The organism is Erysipelatoclostridium sp. MSK.23.31 (assembly GCF_019125875.1).
Taxonomy (GTDB): domain Bacteria; phylum Bacillota_I; class Bacilli_A; order Erysipelotrichales; family Coprobacillaceae; genus Thomasclavelia; species Thomasclavelia ramosa.
This window is the reverse complement of record NZ_JAHOCB010000070.1, coordinates 1-11846: the sequence shown is the minus strand read 5'-3', so window position 1 is coordinate 11846 and position 11846 is coordinate 1. Positions and strand designations below refer to the sequence as shown.

The window sequence follows — 11846 nt, the reverse complement described above, 5'->3', positions numbered from 1 at the left end:
AGAAAAGAGATAGCTTTCGCTATCTCTTAAGCCCCTCCACTATTGACACGGAGCCCAATTATTTTCTTAAACCTAAACTTTCACATAAAGAAGAATATCTTTCAATATCTTTATTTTTTAAATATTTTAATAAATCTCTTCTTCTACCAACTTTTTTTAATAATCCTCTATTTGAATGATTATCTTTTGGATGTTGTTTGAAATGTCCATTTAATTTGTTGATATCTGCTGTTAATACTGCGATTTGTACTTCTGGAGATCCTGTATCTCCTTCTTTAGTAGCATATTTTTGCATAATAGCTGTTTTTTCTGCTTTAGTTAACATTCTAATTATCCTCCTGTTGTTTAACTTAGCTAACTCCAAGCTATACGTCGAGTACTCGTATATCCTAGACGTTGCCGCGAATAATATTCTATCAAATATCTTCTTAAAGTCAAGTTAAATCACTAAATATTTAAATAAACTTATTTCTTTTTATAATTCCCCGATTGATAACTGCTAAGATTGTAAACTCTTTATCTATGACAACAATATCACCCTGATAACCAATTTCTATCTTCCCCTGCTTTAATCCATATAATTTAGCTGGATTAACTGCCGCCATTAGTACGGCATCATCGATTGAACAGTCACAATAACGCATCATATTAGCACAAGCTTCATTTAACCCTAATGTGCTTCCTGCAATTCTACCAGTTTCTTTGACTGTAGCATGTCCCCCGACAATTACAATATCTTTACCAGAAAAATGATATTGCCCATCTGGCAATCCCTTACAGGGATTAGCATCAGTAATCAAAATAATTCGCTCTTTTCCAATTGCTTTGTATGTCGCACGAATAACATCTTCATCAATATGAAAGCCATCCACGATAAGCTCACACATTAAATCTGATAAAATTGCACCAGTTACAACTCCAGGATCACGGTGCAAATGCTGTGACATTGCGTTATAAAGATGAGTAATTCCTTTTGCACCGTATGCTTGTGCCTTTTTTACCTCTTTAGCACTTGCACTTGAATGCCCCACATTCATCACATAGCCATGGTTACTTGCATAATTGATTAATTCTAAAGCATTAGGCAGCTCGGGGGCAATTGTCATTGCATTCACTTTTCTGCAAGTTGAAATATACTGATTAAATTCATCAAAATTTACTAAACGTAAATGTTCTTCTTTCATTACACCTTTGTTCTTAATATTTAAATACGGTCCTTCAAGATGAACACCAATTAAATTATCTGGGGTATTTCCTTCATACATTTGTAAAAGATTCAATGTGTCGTGATGGCTTTCACAAACAATACTAGCGTTAAAACCAGTAACTCCCTCATCTAATAAGCTATCACTGATTATTTCTAACTCCTGCTTTGATGAACACTTATTAAAATCATATCCCATCGCCCCATGTGTATGGGTATCCAAAAGACCAGGAATAATATAATTATTTTGAACATCAATAACACTATCAGCTTCTAATCCTTCATAATCTTTATAAATACCTGTAATCTTTCCACCTTCAATCATCACCGCACCGTTATTAAGCCGTTTAATTCCATCAAGAATCACAATTCCATTTTTAATTAATGTTTTCATATCATGTCCCCTTTTTCCGTATAAATACATATGTTTCCACATCTGATAATGCTTCACAATATTGATAACCTAAATAATTAAATTGTTTTACTGCCTCAAATGAATCAATTCGATTTTCAATTAAATAACGAACCATTTGTCCTCTTGCCATCTTTACATAAACACCTATTTCCCTATACCCTTCATCACTCTCCTCTTTAAAGTGGCATTTAACATATTTTATGCTAGATGTTAAATATTTTTTTATGATTTTAGTATATTGTTTTGCCCCAAGATCTAGTATTTGATTATCATCTTTTGTCAATTCATCATAAATTCGACTGTTCCAAAACTCATATAAACTTTTAAATTTTTCTGTCTTTACTTTATTATTTAATTCTAAACGATATGGCACAACACCATCGAACGGTCTTAAAATACCATAAAATCCAGATAAGATGCGTAAATGTTGTTTTGTATATTCATAATCATCATCAGTTAAAACATGAGCTGCCGTATTAGTATATTGAATTCCTTCATAAGCTAGCAGTGCTGGAACTGTGTCCTTTTTTAGATCCATCATCTGATAATTCAAGTATGCAATTTGAGCAATTTGATCATTGCAACCTAACATCTTTTTTACTTCATCGACTTTTAGTGTCTTAAGAATTCCTAGCAGTTCCTCCGTTTGTGGCAAAAAAACAGGTAAACTTTCTACGTCTATATAATCAATATTATCGTTCATCCGTTTAGCTGGAGTAATTACAATTTTCATTTAATTTCCTTATTATAACTATCTTTAAGATAGTAGCGTCTTTTTCCCTTTGTCTTATTTTTATACTCAATTGCATCTTTTGGACAAATACTGATACATGCCATACACTGTGTACAATGTTTATCCCAAATAGGTCTAGAATCAACTAGACTAATGTTCTTTAATGGACAAGCATGGATACATTGACCACAACCAATACAAGTATCTTCAACATGAAATCCTTTAGCCCTAACAAACATTGGATAAAAAAGCCTATTGACTATGCCACTATTAAATCGTCCTATAAACGTAGGTTTAGTTTCTAAAAAATATTTTCCTGCTTTGATTTCAGCTGCTAGTAAAAGTGCAGTTTCTACACCATGTGAAATAATCACTTCTGGATTTTCTGGTGCCTTAAACATAGTAATAAAATTTTCTGGCATAACAATCTCTCCGACTCCCATTAAAATCATATTTTTTTCATTACATAAACGGTTAATATATTTAGCAGCATTTCCAATATCTCCACCACATGTCATTATAAAATAAATTTTAGTTCCCGAAACAAAATGATTAGTCCGAATAAATTGCTCCACTACCCGAGGAATACGCCACGCATATGTAGGGCAAACAATAATATACTGCTGCTCTAATGAAACAATTAAATTATTTTTTAAACATTCATTGATAGAAACTAATTTATCTTCAATCACTGAATTAATTACCTCTGCAATATATCGGCTATTTCCAGTCCCGCTAAAATACAAAATCATTAAGCAATCTTCCTTTCATAAATATTTTCATATCTTCCCGAACACGTTTTTCCACAATCAATTATTTTAAATCCAAATTTTTCATATAAACCAAATTCACTACTATGTGTATATATTTTTTTAAAACCCATTTTTCTTGCACATACAATAATTTCTTTAATCATCACTTCACTTAAACGTTGACCACGGTAATTCGGATTCACATAGATATAGCCAATAAAAGGCTGATAGCCACTATTATCTATACTAACACTTTCAACAAAAGTCGAAAAACCAACAATTTTATTATCATACCAAACCCCAACTACACACTGCCATTTAGTAAAATACCCTGTCTTCATTTTATTAGCCAAAGATTTACCAGCACGCCAAGAACAATTTTGAACATAGTCAATCATTGTATCCCAATATTCATCCGTACTTTTTAAAAATTTAATTTCTATCATTAAATTCCTCCCATCAAAAAAAGAAGATCTTATCAATCCTCTTTATTATAACATCATATAGATTGCTTGGGAAACACCGTCTTCTTCACATGCTCCAACTACCTGATAAGCCATTGCTTTAATTGTCTCATTAGCATTACCTGGCGCAAAAGAATACTTAAACCGCTCAAATAATGTAATATCATTGAGACCGTCACCTAAAACCATTACTTCATCTTTTGAATAACCTAATTCTTCAATAACATTTTCCAAAATCAATCCTTTTTGAGCTGCCTTATCGGTAACTTCAATATTATCATCAAATGATGATAAATAAGCTATCCCATCAATTTCCTGAAGTTTTTCTTTAGCTTTTTCAATTAATGATACATCATTATTAAATGCTTCAACCTTAATAATATCAATTGAAGAATTAATAAAATCATCTAAGTCACCTATTTTTTTTAACTTCATACACGCCATATCTTGATTACAGCCATCATCTAAGTAGTCCTCTCGTTTGCGCTTGAACTGAACAACACAGCGATCAATAAAAGCATCACGAACAACATTTGGCTCAGCTGTTGAATAAAAACCATTCGCAGTAAAAATCATATAATGAATCTTTAGTTCATCAAATATTTGTAAAACTTGTTTAAAACATTTTTTAGGAAAATATGCACTTGATAAAATTTCTCCATTTTCATTACAAAATTGTGCTCCATTTCCTAAAATGCTAAAACATTTTAAATCATGTGCCTCTAATATCCCCTTAAGGCTTGAATAATCACGCCCGGTAGCAATTGCAAATTGCACTCCTTTACTTTGAGCATACCTAATTGCTTCAATATTTCCCTTTGAAATTGATGAATCATGCGCCAATAGTGTTCCATCCATATCTGATACAATTAATTTTATCATTTTTCATACCTCATACCTTTAATAAAGTTTATAGTTCTATTGTATCTAATCTTTTGAAACATTAAAGATATTTTCTCAATTAGAAATCTTTATCTAAAAAACCGTTAAAATTATCTTAACGGTCATGTTTTAATTTCTATTTTAAAGTATTAAAAACAATTCGGTTACGACCTTCTTTTTTCCCTCGATAAAGATTATCATCAATTAAATTGATCAATTCATCAAGATCATTGTATTCATTAGAATCCGCTAAGCCAAATGTCATTGTAATCTTAACTTTGTCATCTTTCCAATAAATACTCTCTTGATCAATCTGTTCTTGTAAGATTTCTAAATGCTTAAAAGCCTGATACCGATCCATATCTTCATAGATCAAGACAAATTCTTCACCACCCCATCTAAATACAAATCCCAGGTGTTCCATATGGATCGAAATAACTTTAGCAAGTTGACGTAAAGTTTCATCACCTGCTTGATGACCATATGTATCATTAACATATTTAAAAAAATCAACATCTCCCATTGCCACTGCAAAAGAAGTGTTCTTTTGTTTTACACGCTGAATTAAACTCGCTAAAACCACATCACAACTATGGCGATTATGTAATCCCGTTAACGGATCTTTTCCAACTAAATCACTAAGAGACTCTTTCATCATAACCGCAAAACGCCCCATATCACCAATTTCATCATGACGCTGTAATACGTATGGATCTATTTCAGTCGTCAAATCTCCATTTGCTACTGCTCCTAAAAAATGTTTTGTTGTATTTAAAGCAAAAATCGTTTTTTTACTATAATAATAAGATACAATAATTGCAATTATCATAATTGTAACGATTGAAAGAGAAACAAGATAAATATTATGCATAATATGATTCATAACATCAGCACGTGGACGCCCCATAAAAAGCATTCCAACGACGTGCTGATCAGTATTTTTTACGGGCATGTAAAAACCAAAATAACTACTATCATTAATTACAACAGAATCTGAAAAAAATTCTTTATCATTATTTAAAACTGTTTCGATAACTTCATCTGGTGCAATCGTATCAACAACTCTTTTGCCATCTTCTTGACGAATTGTTGTTAGTATGCGTTTATCTTGATAAAACAAAGTTGCATCGACCCCGGTATTATTTTTAATTAAATCCACCAAATTAAAATCATTTTGAATATCTTCTGTTCCCTTATATAAATGGTTATTATTTAAGTAATAATCACCTGGATATTGCATGTCAAAGTCTTGATATGATACTCTAGCCAAATCTTCAAGATTATTAGCAACTTCGCCCTTTAAGGCAGTATAAATTAAACTTGAGGTTATAAAGATTACAAACATTCCTAAAATCAGTATCGGTATTACAGCTAACGACATTACATTTATCGCAAATTTTCTCTTTTTTCGTTTCATTTTTTTATCCCTATAAATGATTATTTCTGTTTGGTTTGTTGGTATCTTTAATAATTGTATCACACAAGCCATATTAGGTAAAATCAAAAATAAAAGCATGGTTTCAACCATGCTTAGCTATAACCTTAATTTAATATATTTTATCTGCAATCGCAATCACTAAAAAAATATTTTATTTCCATAAATAATCTAGATATATTTGATTTTCTAACTGCCAGGATGCTTCATTATGCTGACCTTTTTCCACAACATTTATATAACTAGATGCATTACTTTCAATCAGTCTATCATTAAAATATAAGATATTATTCAACATCCATTGAATCCCATTTTTCCCTTTGACCTCATCAGTTCCAAAACTAAAGTATACCCGCGTATCTTCCATGATTTTAGCTTGAGTATATTCATTTTTCAATTCTTCCATACACATTGAAATCGATGGCGATATACAAGCTGCTTTTGAAAAATACTTATTGTAATAAATAACAGTATAAAACGCCATTAATCCCCCCATTGAACTTCCAGCAATGCCTGTGCATTCACGAAACGGATAAGTGCGATACTTTTGATCGACGAGAATCTTTAATTCGTTAACAACCCAATCCATCAATATCTTTCCTTGTCCATTGAGATGACCAAAATATTTACTTTCTATTTGATAGGGACAATATTCACTTAAGCGTTTTTGTCCTTCATGATTACATTCAATTCCTACAATAATCAACTTTTTATCATAGGTATCAAGAAATTCCTTTAGTCCCCACGATTTTCCATAAGTAGCATCATGGTCATAAAATAAATTATGTCCATCAAACATATACATCACTGGATATTGTTCATCACTATCATAATAATCTTCTGGTAAATATACATGGATTGTTCGCTCTAATCCAAGTGGTGTGATTACTATATCAAACTTTTCAACCATAATGTTTCCTCACGCAATAGCTTTAATAACCAAAAATTGCTACTGCTGCTTTCATTTTTTCAATAATCTTAACATTGAATGGGCAATTTTTTATACATACCCCACATTCAATACATTCACTTGCATGATGAGCTAAAACTTCATAATGTTCTCTAACTGTTTCTGGTACTTCCCCTTGAGCAACACATAAATCTGCAAATTTATTTACATCAGCTATATTAATGCATTTGACACATGGAGCACAATGTCCGCAATATACACAATTTCCTTCAAATGAATGTTTTGGTATATTAGCTAAAACATTAGCAAAATCTTTTTCTACCATACTTGCATCTTCATAAGCTAATGCCTCCATCATCTCTTTAATACTATGACTTCCTGCCATGATCGAAGCTACTCCCGGTCGCGTTAAACAATAATGAATACACTGTAACGGTGTCATTTTAACCTTAAACGGCGATAACTTTTCATCTAATAAATCTCCCCCTCCAAATGCTTTCATCACAGTTAATGCAACTCCTTTAGTTTGGCACAATTCATACAATTCTTGACGGACTGGATCAATATTAAAAAGCGGTTCCGCATACCTTTCATCATCCCACAAATCATCAACATTTTCAGATGGAGGCAACATATCATAACAAGGATTAATTGAAAACAGTATTACATCAACTAATCCTGTCTTAACAGCTTCAATTGCAATAAGTGGATTATGAGAACTAATTCCAATATGTTTAATAATTCCACGTTTTTTTAAATCCTTTACATACTCAATTACTTCACCATTAAAAACTTCTTCGAAATCTTTTTTAGCATCAATGTAATGGATCATTCCAATATCAATATAGTCAGTCTGCAGTCTTGCTAGCAAATCTTCAAACCCAGCTTTTACTTCATCCATTTTACGAGTTCTCAAATACTGTTCATTTTTCCAAAAAGTACATATATGCCCTTCAATAATCCACTTTTCACGGTTACCAGCTATCGCTTTACCAAAAGCACTCCGCCCATGTGGGTTTGATGAAAAAAAATCTATAAAATTTATTCCCATTTTTGAAGCCTGAGCAACAAATTTCTTAACTTGATCAGTATCCATTTTCATAAATCCTTCACAGCCTAAACCTATTTCACTAACTTTTAAACCTGTTCTTCCTAATTCCCGATATTTCACTTTTACCACCTCAAAATACATTGTACTACCTAAAGTGAACTTTAGGTCAACCATTATTTATAATAAAAGGATATATTTCTGTAAACTATCGTCTACAGAAAAGACATAAAATATAAAGGAATGCTATCAATATATTATTTTTGTACAAAAAAAATGTATTAGACACGGAAATAATTTTTTACAGAAGAACACTATTAAAAGCGATAGTTCAATTTATTATTAAAAACAAATATCATTTACATATAGAAAAAGTCATGAATGTTTATTCATGACTTATCATTTTCGTATTTTTAATAAGAGATTAATACACCCTTAATTATTAGGTAATTTCATCGAGCTCTGTAAATCATTATACCATAAACTATCATTGAACCAAATGTAATAATTAGAAAAAGCGGTGTAAACCATTTTGGCAAATTAATCATCAAAGTCGTATACAGTGTTAAAAACATAAATATTGTGGTGATACATAATTTCAGGGTTACTATCATTCCTTTTATTAATTGATAAACATGTTTTTGATTTTCCTTAGTAATAGCTACACCAGTATTCCACGTTTTAGGAAAATGTTCTATTACTGATAATCCCGCAAACATTATGATTCCAACAAAATAAACTATCCATAGCCCTGACTTACTTGTCCATCGATTGATTACTCCAGCACTATCATAATGTCCTGGAATTTGATCCGGGATCATCGTCCAATTAGTTACCAAAAAGACTAGTGTTCCTGTCAACATTATTATACAAAGAAGATTTACTATTTTATGATATCTAGTTGAAGGCACTTTAATTTCATCCATTTTAATCACCTCTTACAAACAATATTATACTCCCTTGAAATATCACTTTCATCATTAATGATAAGTCATCATCTTATTTTAAAGAATACTGAAATACTGCAGTGCTTTTAAAATTCCATCTTCGTCTACATCAGCAGTCACATAATCAGCAATTTCTTTAACTTTATCATTACCATTTTCCATTGCCACTGATAATGCCACATGTTGTAACATCTCAATGTCATTCCCACCATCACCAAAAGCCATTGTTTCATTACGATCAATATGGTAAAAATCTAAAAACTTATCAATTCCATTTTGTTTTGTTCCTCCTTTGGGAGAAACATCACAAAAAAGTGGATGCCATCGCGCAGAAATACAATTAGGCATAATCTGCATTAATTTTTGTTCTTCCTGCTCATCAATAAAGCACATACATTGATAAATTTTTTTATTAACTACATCACTACAATCACCAGCTGGATGATCATCATTCAAAGTAATGCGATGAATTTCATCAACTCGAGCATCACGAAGATTAAAATATTTATTATGTTCTTCCGTGAACCCACATGGAAAAGGATGGTCTTCTAAATAATTCAAAAGTTTCTGTAAATCATCTCGTTTAATTGTATTTTCATATATTATTTGATTATCAACATAACAATACTGACCATTTAAGGTTATATAGCCATCAAACTCAATCTCATCTAAAATATCTAAACCATCCTTTCCCCGTCCTGTAGCAACAAAAATTTTGATCCCCTTTTCTTTTAGCTTCTTTAACGACTCGATAGTTGAGGCAGGTATTTGATGATTTTTAAAACTCACTAGTGTTCCATCAATATCAAAAAATATCGCTTTTATCATTTCTGTTTCTCCTTTTACTAATTAATATGAGTATATCATTTGTAATTATAATATAAATACTATTTTTATTAACTGAAGTCTAAAACAAAGGAGTTAACTCCTTTGTTTACTACTGCTCAAAAATTCTTTTATAGCAGTGGATGCTGCCACGGCATTTGATAATAACGAAGGATGCTTACCCGTTGGAAAGATAATCATTTTAACAGGTGGATGCTCGTATATAATTTTTTCATATTCTTCTATGATATCACTGTGTAACATCGCATCCTTCCCACTAGTAATTAACAACAATAGTACCTTTAAAGTATTTAAAGGTACTTCTACGGTAAACCCAAATCAATTCGTCTTAACAGTGCCTCAGTATCTTGATTCACCAAAGTCTCCCAATTATCACTTTGACACCATTGATAAAATTGTCTTGCTGCAAGATTGTTTATTGCCATGACTCACTCCTCGATTAATGCTTTGGCAAATCCCCGACGAAGAGTTCGCCCATCAAAACTATCTGCCACTACACAAGTGATTAAATCTGAGCGTCTTAATGCAGCATTAACTGCACCCCAAACACCTCCACTTGTTTCGATTAAAGTAACATCTTTAATATTTAAGGATTCTAATAAAGCGATTACCTGATCAGCTTCTTGTCACCATAAGTCAGTAGGAAACCTCGCTATTCACTGTAATTTACCATGTCCTAAAAAATCAATTAAAATAAGTTTATACTCATCTTGATATAGTGATAAAATTTATTCAAACACTCCAGCTGATGCTGTATTTCCATGCAAAAACAATAGCAGTTACTCTTCCCCTAACATCTGACAATAAACATTTTTTTCTTGTATTTAAAATATATCATATTCTGCCTCCTGAATTTTTTATCGAGCAAGGCTATAAACAGTAAAGCCCTGCATGCTACTGTTTAATCCAGATCCCCATTCCCATCGCTCCTTTTTGAACAAATTTTATATACATTTATCATATCATCTTATTTTATCTTCCACAAACGAAACACCTGTTCAACAGTAGCTATTAAATTATTTTTAGCATTACTGCTCTCCATTGCTTCCTCTAAAGTTGTAACACCACGAACAATCGGAAAATAAGCATCGATACCTTGGTGATTACATTCATTAGCATCCGCTGTCACACTTCCAGCAAAAGCAATTACTGGCTTATGATACTTCTTCGCTAATTTAGCAACCCCTATTGGAGCTTTACCCATAGCTGTTTGAAAATCAAGACGCCCTTCACCAGTAATAACAATATCAGTATCCTTTATATATTCTTCTAATCGTGTTTCTTCTAAAACAATTTTAATACCTGATTCTAATTGTGCATTTAAAAATGTCAAAAATGCAAAGCCTAGACCACCGGCAGCTCCAGTACCGGGTAGTTCCGGATCAGCGTTAGGATATTTTAATTTCGCTAATTTAGCATAATCATTAAGCCCCTTATCCATTTTTTTTATCATTTCAGCAGTCGCCCCTTTTTGCGGTCCATAAACAGCACTACTCCCTAGTTTACCACATAGCGGATTATTAACATCACAAGCAATTTTAAAAGTACACTCGTTCAACGAAGAAACAACCCCACTGTCATCGATTTCAACTAATTGTTCCAGTCCTTGTGCTCCATATGTTACTTGATTTCCATATTTATCTAAAAAACGGTAACCTAGTGCCTGTAACATTCCTATTCCTCCATCATTTGTGGCACTACCGCCAATCCCTATAATAAAATGCCGACATCCCATTGTAATTGCATCAGCAATAATTTCACCAACACCGTAAGTTGTTGTCAGTAAGGGATTTCTCTGATCTGGAGCTACCAAAGTAATTCCTGCAGCACTCGCCATTTCAATAACTGCCGTCTTCGTTTCTGTAATAATTCCATATTGACAAACTACTCTAGTGCCTAATGGCCCCGTAACTTCAAGAGAACGCATATTTCCATCCATACCCTCGGTTAATGCCTCAACCGTTCCTTCTCCACCATCAGCTAGTGGGCTTACTATTACTTTTGCATCATCATATACATGCTCTATTCCTGCTTTGATTGCTTCTCCAGCTTCAATTGAAGATAAACTTCCTTTTAACGAATCGATCGCAATAACTATTTTCATTATTTTATCCCCCTTGTTTTTCTTAGTTATAATATAACAAATTATTAAAATAAATTATATATGTCTTTTTGACTATCTTTTTATATCTTCTCAAATGTCCGCAAAG

General features: G+C 32.1%; 14 protein-coding genes. All 14 read right to left on the bottom strand.

Going from position 1 to position 11846, the window contains the following annotated elements; all coding sequences use genetic code 11:
* Positions 1-58: 58 nt before the first annotated feature.
* Positions 59-325, bottom strand: a complete 267-nt coding sequence (gene rpsO / locus KSU54_RS17690; RefSeq protein ID WP_008792986.1) for a 30S ribosomal protein S15 — start codon at positions 323-325, stop codon at positions 59-61.
* Positions 326-455: 130 nt separating this feature from the next.
* A complete protein-coding gene (nagA, locus tag KSU54_RS17685) occupies positions 456-1640 on the bottom strand; it encodes an N-acetylglucosamine-6-phosphate deacetylase (protein WP_193566877.1) in 1185 nt (394 codons plus the stop codon).
* Positions 1600-2352 carry a peroxide stress protein YaaA gene (gene yaaA / locus KSU54_RS17680; protein WP_003537895.1) on the bottom strand — a complete coding sequence of 251 codons (753 nt, stop codon included), beginning with the start codon at positions 2350-2352 and terminating at the stop codon, positions 1600-1602. Before yaaA ends, nagA begins: the two co-directional genes overlap by 41 nt.
* Entirely contained in the window at positions 2349-3104 is a 756-nt protein-coding gene (locus KSU54_RS17675; protein ID WP_117792526.1) for an EFR1 family ferrodoxin, read from the bottom strand. Before KSU54_RS17675 ends, yaaA begins: the two co-directional genes overlap by 4 nt.
* Positions 3104-3550 carry a GNAT family N-acetyltransferase gene (locus KSU54_RS17670; protein ID WP_117792524.1) on the bottom strand — a complete coding sequence of 149 codons (447 nt, stop codon included), beginning with the start codon at positions 3548-3550 and terminating at the stop codon, positions 3104-3106. Before KSU54_RS17670 ends, KSU54_RS17675 begins: the two co-directional genes overlap by 1 nt.
* A gap of 45 nt (positions 3551-3595) precedes the next feature.
* A complete protein-coding gene (locus tag KSU54_RS17665) occupies positions 3596-4450 on the bottom strand; it encodes a Cof-type HAD-IIB family hydrolase (protein WP_003537891.1) in 855 nt (284 codons plus the stop codon).
* A gap of 136 nt (positions 4451-4586) precedes the next feature.
* Positions 4587-5867: a sensor domain-containing diguanylate cyclase gene (locus tag KSU54_RS17660; RefSeq protein WP_226814583.1), complete on the bottom strand. Its 1281-nt coding sequence runs from the start codon at positions 5865-5867 to the stop codon at positions 4587-4589.
* Positions 5868-6039: 172 nt separating this feature from the next.
* Entirely contained in the window at positions 6040-6795 is a 756-nt protein-coding gene (locus KSU54_RS17655) for an alpha/beta hydrolase (RefSeq protein WP_008792981.1), read from the bottom strand.
* Positions 6796-6817: 22 nt separating this feature from the next.
* The gene (locus KSU54_RS17650; protein ID WP_020994518.1) at positions 6818-7987 is read right to left on the bottom strand and encodes an aldo/keto reductase; all 1170 of its coding nucleotides are present in this window, start codon (positions 7985-7987) and stop codon (positions 6818-6820) included.
* Between the two features lie 308 nt (positions 7988-8295).
* Positions 8296-8769 (bottom strand): DUF1648 domain-containing protein, encoded by a 474-nt coding sequence (locus KSU54_RS17645; protein ID WP_008792979.1) that lies wholly within the window; start codon positions 8767-8769, stop codon positions 8296-8298.
* Between the two features lie 78 nt (positions 8770-8847).
* Positions 8848-9618, bottom strand: a complete 771-nt coding sequence (locus KSU54_RS17640; protein WP_008792978.1) for a Cof-type HAD-IIB family hydrolase — start codon at positions 9616-9618, stop codon at positions 8848-8850.
* 93 nt (positions 9619-9711) lie between these two features.
* Positions 9712-9879 (bottom strand): hypothetical protein, encoded by a 168-nt coding sequence (locus KSU54_RS17635; protein ID WP_167309578.1) that lies wholly within the window; start codon positions 9877-9879, stop codon positions 9712-9714.
* 59 nt (positions 9880-9938) lie between these two features.
* Positions 9939-10061 (bottom strand): hypothetical protein, encoded by a 123-nt coding sequence (locus tag KSU54_RS19225; RefSeq protein WP_008792977.1) that lies wholly within the window; start codon positions 10059-10061, stop codon positions 9939-9941.
* A 542-nt stretch (positions 10062-10603) separates the two neighbouring features.
* Positions 10604-11740, bottom strand: coding sequence for a glycerate kinase family protein (locus KSU54_RS17630; protein WP_003537882.1), 1137 nt, complete (start codon positions 11738-11740; stop codon positions 10604-10606).
* Positions 11741-11846 lie beyond the last annotated feature (106 nt).

Excerpts from the sequence above, each read along its gene's own strand:
- rpsO (WP_008792986.1), bottom strand. The coding sequence starts at position 325 with ATGTTAACTAAAGCAGAAAAAACAGCTATTATGCAAAAATATGCTACT.
- nagA (WP_193566877.1), bottom strand. The coding sequence starts at position 1,640 with ATGTGGAAACATATGTATTTATACGGAAAAAGGGGACATGATATGAAA.
- yaaA (WP_003537895.1), bottom strand. The coding sequence starts at position 2,352 with ATGAAAATTGTAATTACTCCAGCTAAACGGATGAACGATAATATTGAT.
- KSU54_RS17675 (WP_117792526.1), bottom strand. The coding sequence starts at position 3,104 with ATGATTTTGTATTTTAGCGGGACTGGAAATAGCCGATATATTGCAGAG.
- KSU54_RS17670 (WP_117792524.1), bottom strand. The coding sequence starts at position 3,550 with ATGATAGAAATTAAATTTTTAAAAAGTACGGATGAATATTGGGATACA.
- KSU54_RS17665 (WP_003537891.1), bottom strand. The coding sequence starts at position 4,450 with ATGATAAAATTAATTGTATCAGATATGGATGGAACACTATTGGCGCAT.
- KSU54_RS17660 (WP_226814583.1), bottom strand. The coding sequence starts at position 5,867 with ATGAAACGAAAAAAGAGAAAATTTGCGATAAATGTAATGTCGTTAGCT.
- KSU54_RS17655 (WP_008792981.1), bottom strand. The coding sequence starts at position 6,795 with ATGGTTGAAAAGTTTGATATAGTAATCACACCACTTGGATTAGAGCGA.
- KSU54_RS17650 (WP_020994518.1), bottom strand. The coding sequence starts at position 7,987 with ATGTATTTTGAGGTGGTAAAAGTGAAATATCGGGAATTAGGAAGAACA.
- KSU54_RS17645 (WP_008792979.1), bottom strand. The coding sequence starts at position 8,769 with ATGGATGAAATTAAAGTGCCTTCAACTAGATATCATAAAATAGTAAAT.
- KSU54_RS17640 (WP_008792978.1), bottom strand. The coding sequence starts at position 9,618 with ATGATAAAAGCGATATTTTTTGATATTGATGGAACACTAGTGAGTTTT.
- KSU54_RS17635 (WP_167309578.1), bottom strand. The coding sequence starts at position 9,879 with ATGTTACACAGTGATATCATAGAAGAATATGAAAAAATTATATACGAG.
- KSU54_RS19225 (WP_008792977.1), bottom strand. The coding sequence starts at position 10,061 with ATGGCAATAAACAATCTTGCAGCAAGACAATTTTATCAATGGTGTCAA.
- KSU54_RS17630 (WP_003537882.1), bottom strand. The coding sequence starts at position 11,740 with ATGAAAATAGTTATTGCGATCGATTCGTTAAAAGGAAGTTTATCTTCA.